Raw genomic sequence first — 22,552 nt, forward strand, 5'->3', positions numbered from 1 at the left:
CATGAAACAATTCATCCTCAGATTCGATGCCTTCCTGGGCCAGCTTACCCGAGCTGCAGCCATACTGGCAGGACTCTTTATCCTGCTCACTGCGTTTATCATTGTCTATGAAATCATCATGCGTGGTCTCTTCCACGCTCCGACAGAATGGGTGCTGGAGATTTCCACCTATTTCATCATCATGGCCGGCTTCCTGGGATTAGCGGTTACCTTCCGGGAACAGGCCCATGTGCGTGTGGATTTGCTGACGGATAAACTCTCCGGCGAGATGCGCCGCAAGGTCAGTCTTGTCCTGAATTTCCTCGCCTTCTTCATTTTCCTGATTTTCATGACGGAAAGCATGGATTTGGTAACGGCTTCCTATTCCTACAATAAACTATCCCCGTCCATCCTGCGCTTTCCTTTATTCATTCCCCAGCTGGCACTTGTGCTGGGCTCTGCCCTGTTATTAGGCGAGATTTTCTGCCGCTTCTGCTTTGACTGGCTACGGATCAGCAACACCAGCACCAACACTGACACCAACACGAAAGACTTGTCACAGGAAAAGGAGGCCGAAATATGTCCATGATTTATGGTGCATGCATCACCGGCCTTTTCTTTGCCGGTATGCCCGTTGCCTTTGCACTTATCTTTGCCGCCATACTGGGAATGCTGTTATTTCTCGGCGGCCCGGCGGCATTCACGCAGATTCCCGTCATCGCTTACAAGACGCTGGATGATTTCGTCTTGGTTGCTGTCCCCCTCTACATCCTGATGAGCCAGATACTCTTGAAAGGACAAGTGGGCAACGGCCTGTTTGAATTGGGCAATAAATGGCTGGGACACCTGCCCGGAGGATTGGGCGTGGCCACCATTTTTGCCTGCGCCATCTTTGCCGCCATCTCCGGTTCCAGCGTCGCTACCGCCGTAACCATCGGTGCCATGGCCATTCCCGAGATGCTTCAGCGCGGTTATGAACGCACTACGGTGCTGGGCGCCGTGGCTGCAGGCGGAACGCTGGGCATCCTGATTCCTCCCAGCATCCCCATGATTCTCTTTGGCTCCATTACCGGCGAATCCGTCGGCAAGCTCTTTCTCTCCGGCATCATTCCCGGCGCCCTGCTGACACTGCTCTTCATCCTCTATCTGATATTCCGCTGCCGCACCATGGAACGGCAGCTCGCAGCACCATGGAACGAACGCTTCCGCACGCTGCAGAAAAACATCTGGGGACTTATGCTGCCGGTCATCGTCGTGGGCGGCATCTATACCGGCATTTTTACCCCTACGGAAGCAGCCGCCGTCGGTACCTTATACAGTCTCGTCATTACCTTTTTCATATACCGCACCGTAAATGTTCAGGATATGACCGAAATCCTCACGGAAACCGTCAAGACCACCTCCATGATTTTCGCGATTATGGTCGGGGCCATGCTCTTTGGCTTCATCATGACCGCCATACAGGCACCGCAAGCCTTGATGGCACTGGTTACGGAATCAGCTGCCAGCAAATGGCTCATCTTCATCGGCATGAATATCACACTGCTGGCGTTGGGCTGCGTTCTCGAAACCGTATCCATCATCCTGATTATCCTGCCCATGCTCTTCCCCATCGTCAAGCATCTGGGCTTTGACCTCATCTGGTTCAATGTCGTCATGCTCATCAACATGGAACTGGCCCTGATTACACCGCCTATTGGCATGAACCTGTTTGTCATCAAGGGAATCAGCCCCGACAGCCGCCTTCAGCAGATTATCGCAGGCTCGATTCCTTTCGCCCTTATCATGGTCCTGGAAATTGCCCTGCTCTGCCTGTTCCCCGAACTGGCCACCTGGCTGCCATCCATCCTGCAATAAGCAACCGTTCTGCGGCATAAAAGAGGCTGCTCCATATGGAGCAGCCTCTTGTGTCCAATGCACATCAGCTTTGCAGCAAATTCATGATATAATCCTTGGTAAATTCCTTGCCCAGCCGTTCATCCGTTATCCCTCTGCCATAGAAATCAACATATGCCCAGCCGCTTTTCCTTTTCTGGAGCAGTATGCCATCGAGACTGAGCAGATCCTTGAATTCCTTGAAATTATTGGCTGAAGCCACACAATCCCCGATATTCTTCCGCATGCGATTCAGAACCGTATCCCGCTCGGTCTCCCACATCCGCAGTTTCGACGTATCATGATGCGGGCGGGAATCGGATGGCGCCCGCCCCCGCGCATGCTCGATACTGTTCTGAAGCTTGCGCCTGTCCCGCGCCTTCCGGATGGTTGCCTCACATTCATCCAGATGCGCAAGGATGGCCGTTTTGCTTTGATAAGCTGCATTATCGGTCATATCCACCAGCTTGATTTGCGCTCTGGTAACCGCAACATAGTAGAGGTTGAGTTCCTGTATGAAATCCTTGAACCGCTCATCCTGCTGTTCCAAATGATTCATGCCTGACCGGAGCTTTGCCGAACCAAAGCGGCAACTCATATAGCGGAAGCCCAAATCCGGGAAATCATCCATCAGTTTGACCGTATGCCATTCCAAGCCCTTACTGGTATGGGCATTGGTCAACACCACCGGTGCTTCCGGGTTGTTCATCCGGCGGGCAATATCCAGCAGTTCATACAAGTCATCCTCATGATTTTCCGCAATCTTCATTGCGGACAGTATCTCCATATCCGCAGTGCTCTCGGCATAGTCCTTCAGTTCCTCCTTGCCATGCAGGCGGTTCAGAAACTTGAATTTCCCTATGAAATCACTGCGCCGGTCAAAGAGAAATTCCTTGACCGCGATGGCCGTCTTGAATACATCCTCGGGCTTCTTGACCAGAAAAACCCGCTCGGGCTTTTCCCGGTATTCATCAATCAAATCCACCAGCGTTGAATTTGTCCGGGTAATGCAGGCGGTCTGCTTATTCTTCAATTTCTCTTCATTAATCATGGAATTCATAGGATAGTATGGCACCTGTCCATCGTACAGCATATCCATGAACACCTTCATGTAGAGATTAGCCCTGTCCAGAATCGGCTGGCGGGCGCGGAAAGAATTGGTCAGATGAAGCGCCACATCTGCTTTCTGCCGTGCCAGCGCATTGATGGCCCCGCGAAAGCCATAGATAGACTGATGGGAATCCCCCACGAAAATCCGGCTGCAGGAGGCCCGGTTGATGATGCTCAGCGTCACAGGATTGCAATCCTGGCTCTCGTCTACCAGAATGCAGTCATATATCCTGCCCAAGCCTTGCTCCTCCGGCGAAAGCATCTGGAAAATCTTCAGATAATGGTCATGGGGCATCGGCAGGCTTCCCTCTGCCACCAGCTCGAAAATCTTTTTTATTTCGCTATTGGGGAAATCACGCCCGGCGGATATAAGGAATTCCTTATATCGATTCAGCAACTGGAAAAGCTCGTAATTTTCCTTATGCGGAAAGCAGTCGTGGAGCATATCTACCTTGATGGCTGCTAAATCCGGACGTGCCCCACTATGGAAAAAATGCCTGTAAGCCATGCTATGCATAGTCATAGCTCTGGTATTGGCAGGAAATACCTGATTGGCCTTGTCGGCGATACTGCGGTTGAAGGCCAGGTACAGGAATCGCTTCTGTGGATTTGCACGGGCCACAGCCACCAGCGTGCTGGTCTTGCCAGAACCGGCACAGGCATCAACCTTCATGACCTGTCCCCGCTGCAGCGCCTGTGATGCTTTTATTATCTCTATCTGTTCAGATGATGCACGCATTGTTCTCTCTCGTCTTCTTATCCAATCTCATATTCAATAGGTCTTCAGCTTGACTGAAACAGTCATAATAGCATACCACACGCTCGAATGAATCCGCAAGTACCTGCGCCATTACCAGCAGAATTCCATATCAGAACATTAGAAGCAGGCTATTTGACATTTTCTGGCAAGCATCTATGATGGAGTGTAACATTGTAAACTTATAGAAGGGCTGTGCTTTTTCCATGTTATTTTTCTCCATGCTCCTGCTCGGTGCTGTTATCGGTTTTGTCGGTGCTGGCGGCCTTGGCTACCTGTTCAACGACCGTCTCGATTTCATGATTTTCATCCAGACCCTGGCAGGCCTTATGATTGGTGCCTGGTTCGGAGCCAAGGGCACGCACCTTGCGCCGCTTCCTCTCCTCAAAGCTGCTATCGTCGCCTTGCCAGCCATCGGCGGCATTACCATGATACTCTTCCAATAACTCCATAACCGTGATATTCACTGCTCCCGGCAGTGGATACAAACGCCCCTTGAAACTGGAATGGCAGTAAAGGCCATGTTATAGCACTGCTCACGCAAACAGATTCACAAACGTGTCCTTCGTTACTTTATCCAGACTTAAATCCACATCTGCCTCAGCAACGCTATCTACGAGAATCCCTCCAGCCTGAGCCAACACCGCTCTGAGTTTCAAACAAGATCCCACCGTAGCCCGAACGGCTTTCAGTGCGATATGCTCTTCCTTTCCATATCTTGCCACAATTCCAGAACCAAAGCCCGTGGTCATGAAGTAAAAGGTTTTCTTCCCCCGTGCATCGGCATGAACAAAGCCCAGGAAGTCTTCTTCCCGCTCGATTTTGTTATTGATACTTATGGCCATGGTATGGCAGTTCAATAAATAATCATTAGATAACTGATTCGTGTCTGCTTCTCCCAAGACAAACTTGTAAGGAACAGGCTTTGAGTTATAGGTATATCGATTGAGCATGACGGCCGCCCAATCATTTACAAGCTTTTCACTCAAAAAGAAGGCTTCCGTGGCGCCACCCTTTTCCGGCGGAGCGTCTGTCATATCCCCCGAAAAGATGATTTCTTTCTTGCGGTCAAACTGTGTATTCCACCCCACATGATAATGCTGTGATACATAATGAAAATCCAAATCAACTCGGGCATCTGGCAGATTTTCCCAATGAATGCCCAGCACGCCATTTTTTGACAGCTTCAAGGACGAACAGAAGGGAACGCCCCCGATAAAGCGCTTTTCGCTGACAGGCATGGCATACTCTACTTCTGTAGGGATAAAAAACCTCTTCCCCTCCACCTTAGCCCTGATCACCTCCACAATCGACGCCAACAAAAGGTTCAGTATCTGCTGTTGTCCGACTGTCAATCCAGCTTCGCTTGCTGTAGCTTTAGCATAAGCCTTTCCATTCCGAATCAGATACATAAAAGCCTTCGGCTGCTGTGCCCGATAAAGAAGGCTATTGGCCAGACTTATCCGCTTGTAAATCGTCACCTTGGGAATTTCCTTTGCCGCCTCGGCAGGTTCTATGGTGTCATCCCAGGTGATACGCTCCAATATGCCGGTCTTTTTCACATACTTATGCTTGTCAGCTAATTTGCGGACACGATTCATTAAATGAGCCAGTTCTGTGGAATCTTTCTTGAAGGCCAGCCATAATTTCTTGTAACGCAAAAATTCTGCTGCCAGGGCTTCAACGCTGTTTTCCTCCACAAAGCGATGAAACAATGCCGTATACAAACCCGGTTTACTGCTTTGTATTTTGCCGCGGATAAGGGCAATGACATCCTGACTCTTTATCAGCAGAGTTGAGCCCGTAACCTTGAAGATAAGCAAACGCAAAAATTCCTGAGCCGTAGGCGGCACCTTGCCCAACATATCATAGAGATAAATCCTGAGTTCCTTATTGGGAACGTCCTTTATCTCCACATCCATCCCTGTTTCCTTGATTATAATAGCAATACACTGAAGAACTTTTTGTGAAAGCGCCATCCCCGAGTCAATCATAGACTGGGTACGCTTTACTATTTCATCCTGCGCTATTACATCGATTACCGTCAGCCTGATGGGATCACCTTCCGGAATCTGCAACTTGGTCGCAGGGACAAATACAACACTGCTATCCACCTTGGCATCATTTGTCATATCGCCATTCTGCAAATATACCGTGAGATAATGCAGCAGCTGGTCTATCAGCCACTTTTCATCCGAAGCCTCTTGAACCTCATGAAAGTTTTGATAAAAACCACGGTTCATGGCCAGCATATCGTAACCAAACTTGTCCCATAAAAAAAGCTGGGAATCCCTTTCCCTGAGTGCCGGACATGCCTTAGCCGCCCTTTCCGTGATGAAAATACCATGCTCTACATTCTCTGCGTTACGAATTGCCCCCACACTATCATCAGCACGATCACCAGAAGGAACTGCACGAAACAAGGTAAGCACCGCTTGCTCATAATCACTAAACATCTCCTCCAGCCGTTACTGAAAACTTATAAAAAGCTATACAATTCATAAGAAAAGTTAACTTCTACGTTCCATTCCTCATTCTTTCCCACAAAGGGAGTTTCGCATCCACTTTTGCCGTCCCAAGGGGCAGGCTACTTGCGTTTGATGTAATGCTCCAGAGGCTTAAATTCCCCGCTAACGAACGGGTACATATCCGCATTGACTTGTAGGTGTCAGCTTGCAGATTTGGACAGTTCCGCTTCTCCATAGCGTTTTAGATTTAATGCCGCCTGGAAGTCGCGGTCTATCACATTGCCACAATGCGGGCAAACATAAGTCCTGTCAGATAGCTTCAGGTCTTTCTTTACATAGCCACACTCGATACAGGTCTTAGAGCTTGGATACCACCTGTCAGCTATGACAACGGCTATCTTCGCCCAATGAGCCTTGTATTCTATCTGTCTGCGGAACTCGTAAAGGTTTTGCTCCTGAACCTTCTCCGACAATTGCTTGTTCTTCATCATCCCCTGCACATTCAGGTCTTCGAGACATATAAAACTTGGTTTTCGTCCTATTATTGCCGCTGTGGCCTGATGCACATGATTGGCTCTGATGTTCGCCAATCTGTGGTTGATTCGTAAAAGTCGCTTTTCACTTTTTATAAGGTTGCCTGTTTTACAGTAACTTTCTCCTTTCTTGTTCATCTGGTATTTACGAGATACCTGACGCTGCAACCTGCGTCTTCTTTTTTTGAGCTTCCTTATTGCATGGGTCTTGTTGATATTTCTGACTTTGGTAGCGTCAGAGACTATCGCCAAATCCTTTATACCTAAATCAACGCCTACACCTTCCGTGCGGGGCTGTCCCGGTTGCTTACGGATAAACTTCAAGCCACGCATAGGCTTCAGCTTGCGGGAAGGCCTAACCCCCACGGACAGCCACCAGCTCTCACCATCAAAGGTTATTCTTGGGCTGGTGTATTTTGCCTTGGTCGGGATTCTGCCCTTCTCGGCGAGTTTTATCCAGTTGAGCCTCTGGCGATTCTTTTTCTTGCTGCCAGCCATATTCTCCAGTTTGACATGTGTATCTGTGAACTGGATTTTTACGTTATCTTGGTAGAAGCGGAAATCTCCGTTCTTCCTGCTGCGGAATTTTGGGTGCCCGTTCATGTCATAGACTGTCAGCTTCCTGCCTATCCGGGCATAATGCCCAATCTTCTTGGGTAAATATCTGACATAGCCAGCCTGTTTCTGTTTTCGAAAGAAATTCTTATATGCTATGCACAAGTCTTTGATGGCCTGCTTGGTGACATTGTTTGATATGTCCAGCAACCAGGGCTTTTCCCCGGAATTGCGGAGAACGGTAAACTCCTTGCGAAGGTCATAATTGCTTTGGAGTTTGCGTCCTTCCCGAAAATTCTCCATCTGCTTGTCTAAAGCCCAGTTGTAGGCAAACCTTGAAGCACCTGCGAACTGAAACAGTTTAGTCCTCTGCTTGTTGTTCGGGAGCAGCCGTATCCTGATTGACCTTATCACCTAAATCACCACCTTCATATATATTATACCTTAATGGTAGCGACATTTCTGGATTTTCGCAAGATTACAATGTAGCTAACATGGTTTTATAGCTATTTATAAGTTACTTTTATCTGTTGAAAGCCTCCTGTATCCAATCCGTATAGAATCAAATATATGCATAATAACCGCCATATAAAATAAAACCGGGCGGAAGGTATAATTACGCCACCCTAAAGGCGGCGTATGATTCATAAACAGGAACCTTCTATGCCCGGAAATATCGATATCTATTTCTTATAATCTATTTTAACACTTATTGCTGCATTTGGCCATCATATTTGACATTAACCTACTGATTGTCAGCTTTCAGATTCCCATCTATACGACGCTGGCCGTTGCCTTGATGGTCCCTACAATACCTTTCCTACGCAATTTCACTGCCATTGTTGGTAATTTCTTTTACTTTAGCGAAGATATTGCCGACTTCTCCCACATTTTCCTTGAATAACTGTGCTACATTGCTCAATCCAGAAAAAGCCGGTTTCTTGACATCTTGGGGAATCATTTCGCCATTCTTGGCCAGATAATCAATGATGCGCTTCACAAAGTCAATCTGACGGAGGTTCAGGCGGTTCTCCTGCAGAAATTCAGCAAAAGCTTCTTCCAGCGCGGCTCTGTCCATCCCCACAGTTTTACGCACCATCAGCCCTACAGGACATTCACCATAGAGATGTCGGTAATCCTCATGGGTTCCCAATTCCTCCCACAGAATACGCTCTAATTCCTGCAAATCTGTAGCTGTCAGCCGCTTATTAGTACGAAGTTTGTGAACGGCAATATTATCCTGATGTTCTTTCAGGTAGCGTTCCACCTTCTTCTTGTAGCTTTCCGAAGTCTGCTCCGGCGTAACTACATGAGTTTCCTTAACCTCAAGGCGATTATCGGTAAAATCCGTATAATAGATTTTCGTACTCTCAGGTTCCAGAAACTTCAGCAAATCCCGCAATTCCGTCCGCACTTTTTCGATTTTATCCAGAGTCACATCATCCCAATATTCAGGATAACGCACTTGCTGAATAAAGGCCTGCTTCGTCTTTATCTGGGGGATAGTCTGCAAAGTTGTAGAACTCAGTTTATCGGCGGTTTCTTCCACCTGCTGGGCCTTTGCGGTAATATCTTTGGTCATCAGATAATCATACATCATACTGTACATCTTCTGGTCAAAGAAACGGGCCATTACATCATCATCTTGAGCAGGAATGATAGGCGCTATATGCTTGGCAATCTCCGCCACATCATCTGCGGTCAGATTTGCCCAACTGCATCTGTCCCGATACTTTTCCACCTGCTGGCGATTCTGAATAACACGGAAACTGCCATTATCCAAAGCCATTACCGCACCATGCAGTTCTGCAAAGAGCTTCTGGGCAAACTCCTGCCGTTCCGTATCTTTATCCTTATGAAGCAACAGATACAGATTGGCCTGCAAATTGTAGATGCGTTCCACCAAAGACGGCTGATTCTTGGTTTCTTTCAGCTTGTTGCCCTGCAAGCTGAAGTATTCGAAATTCCCGCCGTAATCAAAAATGTAGAAATTCTTTTTGTCCAGTCCCGGGCCAAAAAGATCAGGACAAAGGCGTGTGCCCCGGCCTATCATCTGCCAGAACTTGCTGTAAGAACGCACCATCTTAAAGAACACGAGATTCAGCACTTCCGGCACATCAATACCTGTATCCAGCATATCAACCGAAACAGCAATCTGCGGCATCTTGTCCGGCGTACGGAAATCATCAATAATCTGCTCGTGATAGTCAATACTGCCATCCACCTGCTGCATAAACGCATCGCCATACTCAGGATACATCTCATGGAAAATATCCACGATGAATTTAGCGTGCTTCCTGTTCTTGGCGAAGATGATGGTCTTGCCCAGCTTATCACCGCCATCAATATACTGCCCCATCGCCATCAAATCCTGAATGACCATCTGCACCGTCTGACGATTAAACACGTATTTATTGAAAGCTGAACTCTGAATATCCGGGGCATTGTCACCAGCCAAACCGAATACTTCCTCGTAATGTTCCTTATCCTCTTCACTGAGGTCTTTATAATGAAGGCCATTCTTCATCAGTTTCGTGGTGCGTTCAAACTGCTCATAAGGCACGAGATACCCTTGCGCCACAGCCTCATCATACTGATAGGCAAAAGTGGGATTCCCCGCCTCCAGCTCAAACTGGCGGTAAGTATTCTTGTCCACCTCATTCTTAGGCGTTGCCGTAAGTCCCAACAGCATAGCATCGAAATACTGAAAAATCGCCTGATACCGCTGATAGATGCTTCGATGGCTCTCATCGATAATGATAAGGTCAAATGCAGCTGGCGAGAAAACTCTGCGCCCCTCAGGATTTTTCGCCGTGTCAATGGCGTTCATCATGGTGGGATAGGTACTGAAGATAATCCGCGCCGTTGCCGCATCATCCCTGCTGTCCATCAGGCTGGCCATAGGTATCTCGTTGCTGAAAAAATCCATAAAGCTGCGCTTTGCTTGCCGCACCAGAGCAGTACGGTCAGCCAAAAACAAAATACGCTTCACCCAGCCGCCGCGAAATAGTACATCCGACAGGCTGATAGCCACACGGGTCTTGCCCGTCCCCGTTGCCTGCACGATAAGGGCTTTTCTGCGCTTATGATCGAAAGCCTCTTCCACCGCTTTGACTGCCTCAATCTGGTATGGCCTGCCTGCAATATCGTGATTCGGCTCAACCTCTGCCAACGTCTTCTGCATACCGTGCCTGTCCATACGCATCTGCAAATCATCCTGCGTAAAGAACCCCGAAACATCCCGGCGGGGATAACCGCCCTGCTCATCGAGAAATACTGTGCGCAGACCATTGGTCATAAAGATAAAAGGACGGCAGCCATATTTCGCCTCATAAGTGTTGGCATAGAGTTCTGCCTGTTTTGCCCCCTTCTCTGGGTCATAGCTGGTACGCTTAGCCTCCACAATAGCCAAAGGCTTCTGGTCTCTGCCGTAAAGTACATAATCCGAAAAGCCTGTATTCGAGGCATTGGGCATACCAGATACTTCTTCCTCAATACGGCAGTTATCGCCAATTATCCAACCCGCCGCTTCCAGGTCATAATCAATATACCGCTTGCGGGTTTCTGCTTCCGTGATGGGATTGACATGGAACTCTCCCTGCGCCTGACGTTCCTTGCGCAGACGGATAACTTCCTGCTGAAGCTGCTCATTCTTCGCCCTTACATCATCCAGTTCCTGATTCTTTTCCTCCAGCTCATGCTGCTTCTGCGCAAGTATGGCATCTTTCTTTGCAATATCTTCTGCCTGCTTTTGGATTTCCTGCTGGCTGACAGCGGCCTTATCATCAGGAGATGGCAAAATACTTTCATCGAAAACCATTTCTCCCTGAATCGATGTATAGCAATAAGCCATCCAACTCAGAAACTCAAACAGGATTCTAAGAGCCAGTACACCATCCCCATACGTAAGAGGTCTACCACCATGAGCGGCCCGATTGCCAAACAGACGCAGCTGGTCAAGCATGTGAAGCAGCTTATTATCCCCCACCACTTCACAAAAACCCCTATCCTTCAGCAAGGCAAAAAGTTCTCTATCCTTGCCGTATTTATACGGGTCACTCGTATCCATTCCCTCTGCACGATAAACCCATTTAATGCCCAGCTCCATAGCCGAACGCCCAAAGATAGCCGCCACTTCCGGCGCAATCGCCATTCCCTGTTCTGCTTTCCTGGCTCTCTCAGCTATATTAACCCATTGGGGTTCCTGATCAACAAAGTCAAAATTGGATGCCATACCATCACCGCCCACTTATTGCTAAATGATTATTTCCTTCTTGCCCCTCGCACTCGTCTGCGCAGGAAAAATAACCAGACACCTATAAACTGTTCGTATTCCTTCGCACTTTCCATCTCGTCTATCTTTTTATAAATGCCATTCTGGATTTTACTTTCATCATTGCCATATTTTCTGGCCAAAGCTTCCATAAAGTGACTGAAGTCCTGATAAACTTCCCGCCGTCCTTTTACCAGTGCAGTAGATGTATCATGCACGATATTTCCCTTTTCATCTAACTTGCCATTCAGATGAAGAACATCATTTATATCATGTTCCAGTTCTTCATCATAAGGATTTGTGGCAATTCTTCCATTTGCCCGATAGACTAATTTCTCAATATGTTCCTTCTTCCATGGCGAAATCGTTATCCGTTCATTACTCTTCGCCGCATCACAGGATAAAACCTTCCTAGCGTCATCTGCGCCCCTTCCACCATCACAGCACCCCAACATATTGCTATAAGCTAAAACATGATCCTTTTTCCACTGAGTATCATTTTCGTTCTTCTTTACGGGCTGCCAATGCTCTATCACCATTGATTCATCATTGCGGATTCTTCTCATACAATATGCACATAAACCATGCTGTTCCTCATATAGTGCATTTCGTACTGTGGCTTTATCCAGCTAATCAAAGTAGCTTCGAAGCTTTTCCGTATCGATATCAGCAGCCGCTTTCCAACCGTCTTCTGCCTTTATCGCAGCTACCTGCTCCACCATCTTCTTCGGAGCATTCTGTTTCCTTATATGAATCATTACAATTCCTCCACCCAGCGATTGACGCGAAGAAACCGATTCATTTCATCATATACTGGTGAAGTTTCGCCAAATTCTTCCTTTACGCTCTGCACGATCTCGTCTGCCCGGGCAAAATCACCTTCATCCACAGCCAGTTCTAACTGCCGCTTGCGCTCAACAATATCTTCAGGACGGGAAGTGCTCCCCTGACGCAGTTCCAACACTTCATCAGCTGTATAACCATAAGCAGGTTCCAATATTTCCGTGGTTTTCAAATCAACAAGTTTAATTATGCGGGCATCCTTGATAGACGATATGACAATGGGCGAATGCGTTGCGATGATGAACTGAACACAAGGGAACACCTGTCGTATAGCATCGAGAATCTTCCACTGCCATTTCGGATGCAGATGGGCATCTATCTCATCAATCAGTACAACACCTTCCAACTCAGAAAAGTCTTCCATACCGGGATTAAGCACCGCCGCCCTGTATGCCAGCTCCATAATCATGGACAGAATAGCCCGGTAGCCCGTACTGAGATTATAGATGGAGTCTTTACGTTCCCCTATGGTAATTTCCATGCCTTGGGTTTCTATCGAATACTCGATTTTGATGTCATCAGGAGTTTCCAGCATGATAGCCATGAACTTCTTAATCGTATTTTGGAATAACTGATACTCATGCACTGTATGCTTCTTTTGATATTCCAAAAAGCTCATTTTCAGGCACCAGTTTTGGATTACCTCTTCAATTCGCTTGCCCATCAAGCATTCTTGATAACCATCTTTTCGTAAAGTCATACCAGCAGTTACCATAAAATCCCTTTTCCCCACAACTGGGCTGGTATGCCAATCTCTATCAAAATTCTGCAAACATAAAATAGGCAATTTTTTACCATTATCATTAAGCACAGAAGAAAAGAAATTCATTAAGTCAAAGTCAGCCATACGTTTCGAGTCATCTTCATTATCACGACTCATACTTACTGAATACTTTCTTTCATCATCCCATTGCAACTCATATGAAATTTGTTGTGGAAATTGTGGAACGAAAGAATGCGTTGCATCGCCTTCCTTCCTATAAATACGACGAACAGTATCATTATATAACGTTTTGCCCTGCATACCACTTGTAGTTGAAAACATCGCACCCAAGCCAATAGCCAGCGCATCTATCAATGATGTTTTTCCCGAACCATTATTTCCTATCAATAAATTAATTCCTTGAGAAAAATCGACAGTAATGTCCTCAAATCCTTTGAAGTTTTTAGCAGTTATATTTTTTAAAAACATATACTATCTCCTTTTATCTAAAATTTGATGTGAAAATAATATTTTACTGGCTTTTAATACTGCAATACTTATCTCTGTTACCAATTTCGATTTGTCTGTGAAGGCTACAAAATCGGCGAATTGGTTTTGGAGTTCAATAGCAGGCAACAGAATGTCAAAATTGCTAAGTTGTGCTATTGAAAGATAAGCAACTGTTGTACCAGACACAACTTTGTCTATCTGTTGCCTTATACCCTGCGAATCAAATAGGTATGAGACATAGACAGGATTGATTTCTGCTTCGCTTGTGTGAACCCAGCTAATCATGCCATCTTGAAAATAGAATTTATCTTTCGGCTTTATGATATAGCATTGTCCCAAGGTTCCTCGTGCTGTAACAAGTATATCACCGGCATGGGGGACTAAACCCTGCTGCTCAAATTCATTGAACTGTTGTTCAGATATGTATAAATCGCAAGTTTCCGTATTAAAAACTATCTTTGAGATTAGGTCAGAAACACGCAGGAATGGTACACCTGCTGATGTTTGTTCACTCTGATATACACGTTTGCTAGAACCTACAGTGCATATATCTTTGAATCGCTTTATTGGCCACTTCATCGGATTTGTCACGGGGTCGCCAAACATCTCGACAAACCGTGATTTGAGATTATGCTATATACTTACGATGAGAAATCTTCACATTATTTTGGTCAACCATGGCATATTCCATAGTTGTATCAATCTTGCTGTGACCTAAGAGCTGCTGAACCTGCTCTATGGGCATTCCTTTATCGATGGCTCTTGTGGCTAGGGTTCGTCTGAATTTATGCGGATGAACTCTTGTGATGCCTAATTTGCGGCCCATGTTCCGCAAACGTATCTCTACGCCGCTGATTTGCAAACGGTTATGGGGATTTTGTATCGATACAAAGAGTGCAGGATTCTCGTCAGTACGACTATCCAGATAATTCTTTAGGTGTATCTTCGTTCTTGCATCGAAGTAAACCGGACGCTCCTTGCTCCCCTTGCCAAATACTACACATTCCCGGCTCTCAAAGTTCACATCACTGCGATTCAGACGTACCAATTCCCCTACACGCATGCCTGTGGAGGCCAACAAATCTATTATCGCCAAGTCACGGCTGTTGCTGCAGTTATCACGTATTTGCTCCAGTGATTCGTCCGTATAGGTTTCCTTAACCATCTTTGCCGTCTTGATTTTGTGAATACGGCGCACAGGGCTTTTCAATATATGGTTTTCTTCTTCTAACCAAGCAAAGAAACTGGATAGGATACGGCGAATATTATCGATATTCACCTTGCTACAACCACGAACCTCTTGATAATTAGAAAGATATTTCCGTAAATCCTCCGTAGTAATGTGCGTCAAATGCTTGTCTAGCTGTCCTATAGCCTTGACTATGGTTGACTGATAGTATTTTAGGGTTCGTTCACTGCAACCTTCTACCTTTTTAGCCGCAATAAACATATTCACAAACTCATTATTGCTTATGCCCGTATCATTATCTGCCGTGCCACTGTCTGTGACCACTTTATTCGATAGGCATTCGGTCAACTTTTCACGGAGGCGCATTAACTGAGCATTATCCAAATAAGGAAGCATTCCCTGCATAATTTCGGTGATAAGGTAATCTTTCATATAGACTTTTCCTTTCCACCAACCTCCGGCACCTCTTAATCCGTTACAATCATGATATTCAATTAGCCAAAATAATCTTGCATAAGTTTTGCCTTTAGCGTCTGTAACGTTTCAATACTCTGCTGAATAGCAAGTTTCGATTTGTCGGTGATGGATACGAAGTCAGCGAATTGTTTTTGTAGTTCAACTGGTGGAAAAATAAACTCTATCTCTGAAAGTTGTCCTTTACTCAAAATTCCCTTCAATGCCATATTAACACCACTACAGATGTATTCTTTAGACAATCGAAACTGCTCATACATGAAGTATGTACTCTGTTCATTAGGAAGAATTGCATTTATCTGTTGGTTAAACGCTACTGCACGGTCAACGATAGCCACATTACCAATGGAGCGTAAACTTCCTGCAATACATGTCATTAAAATACTTCCTGCCTCAACTATACGTCCGACTTTTGCTCCTTCGTCGGAAAGGTACTCAGTTGCTGTTGTAAGATTTGTTGCTTCAGTGATATTGTCAGATTTTATCCATTCAATATCGTTGCCGTAGTATTCTTTTACTTTGCGTGAAGGCGTGTTACCTGTCACGATTTCACATTTATCCGCTAGGCGAATACGCTCCCAACCCATTGGATTCGTCACTGGGTCACCAAACATCTCGATAAACCGTGATTTGACAAGGTTATCTAATACAGTGATAGCTTCTTTACGGTTAAAGATAAGTTCCTGAATCTCATCAATGATATCCGCAATCCATTGTTGTTTTTCAAAAGGCCATATCGGAACATTGAAATCCTTTAGAACATCTTTACCAATAGCCTTAAAGGTACTTCCTGTCCCTTGTTCTGCCAAGCGTTCCTTATAGTAATCTAGTAAATAAAACAAATACTTTAAGTTAATATTTTCTTTTGGACGGATAGCAGCCAAGCCACGTCCGATACAACATTCTTCCTGTGCAATATTGACATCGCCAATAGGTGCTCTCACAGACATAAGAATATCATCCGCCATTGCAATCTTTTTGGGCGATGTACAATACATTCTGACAGTAGGATAAACTTCACCAAAATCTGATTTTCCTTGATAAAAAGGGATTCCCTCTCCCTTATCATTATACGATTCCGAATCAGGTGATTGTCCCATTATTATTTCTGTAACTTCATATAGTGTTTTAGTCTCTGTCTTATTCATCATCTATTCCTCACGAGTATATCTGTTCATTAGCTCCTGAACTATTTCTATATTGTTGCCCAAGTATAATTGGGCAACATCCTTTATTGATGTGAAATTTTTCCCAGCTAATTTATGGTCAATATAACCAAACTCCCAATTATCTTTATCAGCAATTTCTCTTACCAGCACCAAGCATACTGGATTTTCTTTTTTCACCACTTCACGAATAGACTGCCTTTTCAATGTCACAGGGTAATCTTCTTTTGCTCTGCGAAATCCCAAAGAAACAACACAACGTGTGTCACCTGCAAAATAATCCGCATTGATATGAATATCGTTGTTTATGGATTCACCAATCCAAAATTTATTATACAGCAGCTCAGGAAGATAGTTCAGAACTGACAGCTTCATATTCGTAAATCCATTGGGATTAAAGCGGATTTTATGGGGTGAAAGCATCTTGTTCAGACACATTTTGTAAAAGTCTCTGGGGCTTACATAATCTGCATATTTTATCCCAGTCAAATGCTGAAAATTATTCTGGGTAAACTTTATCTTTTTATGTTCTATAGTCCCCGAAGCTAAGTCTTTATATATTATAACGAAAATCCGTCCTGCTAATTTTTCCTTATATCCTTGCGCAGCTGCAACCAGAATATCGATAGCCTGTTGTGCAGTATATCTCTTTATTCCCAAAATAACACCTCTATATAATAAATGAGGCCATCAAACTGATGGCCTCTAACCTGCCGATTTTTCTGTCGTCCCCCGACATCATCAGCCCTTACGTCTGACAGTTGTTTGGAGTTTTTCCGTCGCTCCCCGACATCACTGGCCCTTACGTCCAGCATTCATTTGGGATTTTTAAGGTGTCGGCACACCATTCCTTACTTGTATTATACAATTTTTTCCTGAATTACGCAAGACTACAGCGGATTCTAGCCTTCCCCCAGTAGTTCGCGTAATTTTTCCATATCATTGTTAAACTCCATATTCAGCTCGTCCAGCTTCGTCATCATTTCCAACGTACTGGGATATTCCACCGGCACATACTCGATTTCCTTATACTTATTGATGGAGAGGTCATAGCCATTTTGCTGGATTTCCTCCACGGGAACGAAGAAACTCTTCTCCGTGCGCTTGCGGCCTTCTTCCTGTTCCAGATTCTTGAACCGGGCGATAATGTCAGGAATATCGTTCTCCTCAATCTCCTGCCGCTTGTCATCAAGGCTGTAGCCGTCTGCCTGCATATCGTAGAACCAAACCTTGTCCGTACCGCCTGCATTTGTCTTGGTAAAGAAGAGTATTGCCGTGGACACCCCTGCATAAGGCTTGAACACGCCGCTAGGCATGGAAACCACTGCTGTCAATTTGTTGTTATCCACCAGTTCCTTGCGCAGAGCCTGATGAGCCTTGGAGGAACCAAAGAGCACGCCATCCGGAACAATTACCGCAGCTCTGCCGCCCAGTTTCAAGATACGCAGGAACAAGGCGAGGAAAAGCAGTTCTGTTTTCTTGGTCTTAGTGACACGCAACAGACTTTCCTCCACCGTTTCATTGTCCAGAGAGCCTTTAAATGGAGGATTGGCCAGACAAAGGGTATAGAGTTCCTTATCGGGATTATGCTTGGAAAGGCTGTCTTTATAGTCAATGCTGGGATTTTGCACACCATGAAGCATCATGTTCATGGTGCCGATGCGCAGCATGGTGGGGTCAGTATCAAAGCCGTGGAACATGGTGGTATTGAAATGCTTTGCCTGCTCATCATCCAACAGCATATCTCCATGATTCTTCCGGATAAATTCTTCTGCCGCTACTAAGAATCCTGCCGTGCCCATGGCCGGATCTACTACAATATCCGAAGGCTGCGGAGATGCCATCTCCACCATCATCTTGATGATATGACGCGGCGTGCGGAACTGGCCGTTGATTTTGGAAGAAGCCAGCTTGGATAACATGTACTCGTACAGATCGCCCTTGCTGTCTTCCTCATTCAGTTCCAGCTTGTCAATGCCCTCAATGATTTTTGCTAGTTTGTCCGGCGCAGAAATCTGGAAGGTTGCATCTTTCATAAAGCGGGTATAGGACGCATCATCATCGGGATGCAGATTCTTAATAAAGGGAAAAATCTCCTCCTGCATAAGCTGAAACTGTACGGCCGGAGCTAAGTTCTTGAACTTGCTCCAACGATAATTCTGCTGTTCCGGCCCAAAGATTTTTTCTTCGTTCTCAAAGCCCAACAACGCCGCATTTGCTTCGTTCTCTGTCTCTATATCATCAAGCTGTTTGATAAACAGCAGATAGGTAAACTGTTCAATAACCAACAGAGGATTTGTCAATCCGCCCGTCCAAAAGGTATCCCATATCTGGTCAACTTTATTTCGCTCTTCGCCTACTAACATTTCTTATCCTCCCACGCACATATAAATCTTCTTTTATTGTATAGTTTATAGGCGTAGATGTCAAAAACAGCCTCACCGAAGACGATTGTCCCGGCAAGGCTGTTTTTTGACATTTGACCAGTCAAATCTGACCAGTCAATTCCTGACTTGTCAGATTTGCTGACCAGACAGAGCTGTATTGCTTTTTTTCTCCACCTCAATAAGCTCCTGCGCGGCTTCCAGCTGGCGTTTTACCTGCTTATCGGAAGTGCCGCCCAAGGAGTTGCGCTGGTTGACGCAGGTCTCGGGCTTCAGGGCTTCGGCGATGTCGGATTCGAACAGCGGCGAGAGCTTCTGCAGTTCCGGCAGGGTCATATCCGCAAGATATTTGCCCTGGGCAATGCATTCATGCACCGCGGTACCGGCAACGGCATGGGCCTGACGGAAGGGCAGGCCCTTCTTGACCAGATAGTCCGCCAAATCCGTGGCGTTGGAGAAGTCCTCCTCCACGGCTTTACGCATGACATCCTTCTTGATCTTCATGCCACGAATCAGCTGGGCATAAACACCTAAGCTGAACTTCACCGTATCGATGGCGTCGAAGATGCCTTCCTTGTCCTCCTGCAGGTCCTTGTTGTAAGCCAAGGGCAGGCCTTTGACGGTGGAAAGCATGGCCATAAGGTGGCCCACTACTCTGCCCGTCTTGCCTCTTACCAGTTCGGAGACATCGGGGTTCTTCTTCTGGGGCATCATGGAAGAGCCTGTGCAATGGGCATCGTCCAGTTCCACGAAGGAGAACTCGCGGCTGCACCAGAGGATGGTCTCTTCCGACAGGCGGGAGAGATGCACCATCAGAATGCTGGCTGCGGCCAAGAATTCCATAATGTAGTCACGGTCGCTGACGGCATCGAGGCTGTTGCTGTAAATCTGCTCGAAGTTCAGCTGCTTGGCCACCAGTTCCCGGTCGATGGGGAACGTGGTGCCGGCCAGAGCGCCTGCGCCCAAAGGCATGATGTCTGCCCGTTTGTAAACACCTTCGAACCGGGCATAGTCACGGGAAAGCATGCCGAAGTAAGCCATCAGATGATGGGCAAAGAGAATGGGCTGGGCCCGCTGGAGATGGGTGTAACCAGGCATGATGACATCCTGATTTTTCTTGGCCAGCTCCACCAGGGCTTCCTGCAGGTTGATGATTTCCTGCTGGACAGCCACTACTTCCCTACGCACATACATGTGGGTATCGAGGGCCACCTGGTCATTGCGGCTGCGGGCAGTATGGAGCCGCCCGCCAGCTTCGCCAATGGCCTCGGTCAATCGCTTTTCGATATTCATATGAATATCTTCCAAATCCACGGAGAAGTCAAAGTCCCCTGCTTCAATCTGGCCTTCGATGTCCTTGAGGCCCTGCAGGATGGCCCCGCAGTCGTCCTCGGAGATGATGCCGCATTTGGACAGCATGATGGCATGAGCGATGGAACCGGCAATGTCCTCGTGGTACATGCGCTTGTCAAAGTTTATGGAGGCCTGGAACTCGTTGACCATTTCGTCTACGGTCTTGGTGAAACGGCCTCCCCACATAGCCTCGCTCATTTACCAGTCTTCTCCTGCATCAGAGCACGAACCTTCAGCGGCAGGCCGAAGAGGTTGATGAAGCCCGTAGCATCTGCCTGGTTGTATACGTCATCATGCTCGAAGGTTACAAATTCCTGACTGTACAGGGAGTACGGGGAAGTGGAACCTGCGGAGATGATGTTGCCCTTGTAGAGTTTCAGTTTCACCTGGCCCGTTACCGTCTGCTGGGTGCTGTTGACGAATGCATCCAGAGCTTCGCGGAGCTGGCAGAACCACATGCCATCGTAAACGAGCTCAGCATAGCGGATAGCTACCTGCTGCTTGTAGTGATAGGTGTTGCGATCAAGGCAGAGGTATTCCAGTTCACGATGTGCATAGTAGAGCAGAGCTCCGCCCGGGTTCTCATACACGCCGCGGGACTTCATGCCCACCAGACGGTTTTCGCAGATATCCACAATGCCGACGCCATTGCGGGCACCGATCTTGTTGAGTTCTTCCATGAGTTCCACAGCGCCCATTTTCTTGCCGTTGACGCCCACCGGTTCGCCCTGTTCAAAGTCGATGGTCACATATTCCGGTTCGTCCGGAGCATCCTTCGGAGCCTTGGAAATCAGGAACATGCTGTCATGGGGTTCGTTGGCGGGATCTTCCAGATCTGCGCCTTCATGGGACAGATGCCAGATGTTTCTATCCATGGAATAGGTCTTGTTTTCCGTAGCGATGGGAATATCATGCTTCTTGGCATATTCGATTTCAGCGGAGCGGGAATCGAGATCCCATTCACGCCAGGGAGCGATCAGGGTGATGTTGGGAGCCAGAGCCTTGACGGTGAGCTCGAAACGTACCTGGTCATTGCCCTTGCCGGTAGCGCCGTGAGCGATGGCATCCGCGCCTTCCTGCTTGGCGATTTCCACCAGTTTTTTGGCAATGATCGGGCGGGCAAAGGAAGTGCCTAAGAGGTACTTGTCTTCGTAAACAGCACCGGCCTTCAGCGTGGGCCATACATATTCCTTGAGGAATTCTTCCTTGAGGTCTGCAATATAAACCTTGGAAGCACCGGATTTCAGCGCCTTATCATGAACGGCATCCAGTTCATCGCCCTGCCCTACATCAGCGCAGCAGGCGATAACTTCGCAGCCATCGTAGTTTTCCTTGAGCCAGGGAATGATAACGGAGGTATCCAGACCGCCGGAGTAAGCCAGAACTACTTTTTTAATCTGTTTAGCCATAATATTACTTCCTTTCCACTTCTAAAATCTATAATCGCCTCAGCCCATAGTCAAAGCCATAATGGCCTTCTGGGTGTGCAGGCGGTTTTCTGCTTCGTCAAAAATCACATGGGCGTTTGCTTCCAACACTTCCTCGGTGATTTCCTCACCGCGGTAAGCCGGCAGGCAGTGCATGACGATGGCCCGCTTATCGGCATGAGCCAGAAGCTCCTTGTTCACCTGATAGGGAGCAAAGATTTTCTTGCGTTCATCATGCTCCTCTTCCTGGCCCATGCTGGCCCAGGTGTCGGTGACCACGATATCGGCACCTTTGACGGCTTCCACCGGGTCCGTTACCAGTTCGATGCTGGCGCCCGTGAGCTTGGCATCTTCTTTAGCCAGCTTCGTTACCGTAGCATCGGGCTTGTAGTTTTCCGGGGTAGCTGCCACAAAGGTCATGCCTGCTTTAGCACAGCCGTACATGTAGGAGTTGGTCATGTTGTTGCCATCCCCCACATAAGCCATCTTGAGGCCCTTGAGGTTCTTGCCCTTATGTTCCTGAATGGTCAGGAGATCCGTGAGCACTTGGCAGGGATGCAGGAGATCCGTCAACGCATTGATAACGGGGATATCGGCGTATTTAGCCAGCTCCTCCACCCTATCATGACCGTAGGTACGGATCATGATACCGTCCAGATAGCGGGACAATACCCGGGCCGTATCTTTGATAGGTTCGCCCCGGCCCAGCTGCAGGTCACGGTTGGACAGGAACAGTGCCTGACCACCTAACTGATACATGCCCACTTCAAAGGAAACCCTTGTTCTGGTGGAGGATTTTTCAAAAATCATGCCCAGGGTCTTGCCCTTGAGCAGATGATGTTCAATCCCCGCTTTCTGCTTGGCCTTCAATTCATGGGCCAGCGCCAAAATCTCCTGTACCTCATCCACGGAAAGTTCGTGGATGGATAACATATCGCGTCCTTTTAACATCC

18 protein-coding genes are annotated in these 22,552 nt (G+C 46.9%); 2 read left to right on the forward strand and 16 right to left on the reverse strand.

The window, feature by feature from the left end; genetic code table 11:
• Position 1 precedes the first annotated feature (1 nt).
• Entirely contained in the window at positions 2-568 is a 567-nt protein-coding gene (locus tag SELR_RS10095; protein WP_014425127.1) for a TRAP transporter small permease subunit, read from the forward strand.
• On the forward strand, positions 559-1,836 hold the full coding sequence (locus tag SELR_RS10100) for a TRAP transporter large permease (protein ID WP_014425128.1): 1,278 nt from the start codon (positions 559-561) through the stop codon (positions 1,834-1,836). Before SELR_RS10095 ends, SELR_RS10100 begins: the two co-directional genes overlap by 10 nt.
• A 64-nt stretch (positions 1,837-1,900) precedes the next feature.
• Here SELR_RS10100 and SELR_RS10105 read toward each other — a convergent pair whose 3' ends face one another.
• From SELR_RS10105 to argF, 16 genes are all read right to left on the reverse strand, one after another.
• Positions 1,901-3,703: a UvrD-helicase domain-containing protein gene (locus tag SELR_RS10105; RefSeq protein ID WP_014425129.1), complete on the reverse strand. Its 1,803-nt coding sequence runs from the start codon at positions 3,701-3,703 to the stop codon at positions 1,901-1,903.
• A 227-nt stretch (positions 3,704-3,930) separates the two neighbouring features.
• Complete coding sequence (locus SELR_RS19135; protein ID WP_158645803.1) at positions 3,931-4,173, reverse strand: hypothetical protein; 243 nt, start codon at positions 4,171-4,173, stop codon at positions 3,931-3,933.
• A gap of 84 nt (positions 4,174-4,257) precedes the next feature.
• A complete protein-coding gene (locus SELR_RS10115) occupies positions 4,258-6,177 on the reverse strand; it encodes a hypothetical protein (RefSeq protein ID WP_014425131.1) in 1,920 nt (639 codons plus the stop codon).
• A 212-nt stretch (positions 6,178-6,389) separates the two neighbouring features.
• The gene (locus SELR_RS10120) at positions 6,390-7,691 is read right to left on the reverse strand and encodes an RNA-guided endonuclease InsQ/TnpB family protein (RefSeq protein WP_014425132.1); all 1,302 of its coding nucleotides are present in this window, start codon (positions 7,689-7,691) and stop codon (positions 6,390-6,392) included.
• Between the two features lie 406 nt (positions 7,692-8,097).
• On the reverse strand, positions 8,098-11,511 hold the full coding sequence (locus tag SELR_RS10125) for a DEAD/DEAH box helicase family protein (protein WP_041914742.1): 3,414 nt from the start codon (positions 11,509-11,511) through the stop codon (positions 8,098-8,100).
• A 29-nt stretch (positions 11,512-11,540) separates the two neighbouring features.
• Complete coding sequence (locus SELR_RS10130) at positions 11,541-12,116, reverse strand: hypothetical protein (RefSeq protein ID WP_041914380.1); 576 nt, start codon at positions 12,114-12,116, stop codon at positions 11,541-11,543.
• A 63-nt stretch (positions 12,117-12,179) separates the two neighbouring features.
• Positions 12,180-12,308 (reverse strand): hypothetical protein, encoded by a 129-nt coding sequence (locus SELR_RS19380; RefSeq protein ID WP_014425135.1) that lies wholly within the window; start codon positions 12,306-12,308, stop codon positions 12,180-12,182.
• Positions 12,308-13,585, reverse strand: a complete 1,278-nt coding sequence (locus SELR_RS10135; RefSeq protein ID WP_014425136.1) for an AAA family ATPase — start codon at positions 13,583-13,585, stop codon at positions 12,308-12,310. The genes SELR_RS19380 and SELR_RS10135 overlap by 1 nt, the downstream gene beginning before the upstream one ends.
• 3 nt (positions 13,586-13,588) lie before the next feature.
• A complete protein-coding gene (locus SELR_RS10140) occupies positions 13,589-14,185 on the reverse strand; it encodes a restriction endonuclease subunit S (RefSeq protein ID WP_158645804.1) in 597 nt (198 codons plus the stop codon).
• A 49-nt stretch (positions 14,186-14,234) separates the two neighbouring features.
• On the reverse strand, positions 14,235-15,227 hold the full coding sequence (gene xerA, locus SELR_RS10145) for a site-specific tyrosine recombinase/integron integrase (protein ID WP_014425138.1): 993 nt from the start codon (positions 15,225-15,227) through the stop codon (positions 14,235-14,237).
• A 62-nt stretch (positions 15,228-15,289) separates the two neighbouring features.
• Positions 15,290-16,417 carry a restriction endonuclease subunit S gene (locus tag SELR_RS10150; protein WP_102013480.1) on the reverse strand — a complete coding sequence of 376 codons (1,128 nt, stop codon included), beginning with the start codon at positions 16,415-16,417 and terminating at the stop codon, positions 15,290-15,292.
• 3 nt (positions 16,418-16,420) lie between these two features.
• Positions 16,421-17,095: a PBECR4 domain-containing protein gene (locus SELR_RS17825; protein WP_014425140.1), complete on the reverse strand. Its 675-nt coding sequence runs from the start codon at positions 17,093-17,095 to the stop codon at positions 16,421-16,423.
• Positions 17,096-17,337: 242 nt separating this feature from the next.
• Entirely contained in the window at positions 17,338-18,801 is a 1,464-nt protein-coding gene (locus SELR_RS10160) for a type I restriction-modification system subunit M (RefSeq protein ID WP_014425141.1), read from the reverse strand.
• Positions 18,802-18,951: 150 nt separating this feature from the next.
• Positions 18,952-20,370, reverse strand: coding sequence for an argininosuccinate lyase (gene argH / locus SELR_RS10165; RefSeq protein WP_014425143.1), 1,419 nt, complete (start codon positions 20,368-20,370; stop codon positions 18,952-18,954).
• A complete protein-coding gene (locus tag SELR_RS10170) occupies positions 20,367-21,581 on the reverse strand; it encodes an argininosuccinate synthase (RefSeq protein ID WP_014425144.1) in 1,215 nt (404 codons plus the stop codon). Before SELR_RS10170 ends, argH begins: the two co-directional genes overlap by 4 nt.
• Before the next feature lie 39 nt (positions 21,582-21,620).
• The gene (gene argF, locus SELR_RS10175) at positions 21,621-22,550 is read right to left on the reverse strand and encodes an ornithine carbamoyltransferase (protein WP_014425145.1); all 930 of its coding nucleotides are present in this window, start codon (positions 22,548-22,550) and stop codon (positions 21,621-21,623) included.
• Positions 22,551-22,552: the final 2 nt, after the last annotated feature.

It is taken from the genome of Selenomonas ruminantium subsp. lactilytica TAM6421, from assembly GCF_000284095.1.
Lineage (GTDB): Bacteria > Bacillota > Negativicutes > Selenomonadales > Selenomonadaceae > Selenomonas_A > Selenomonas_A lactilytica.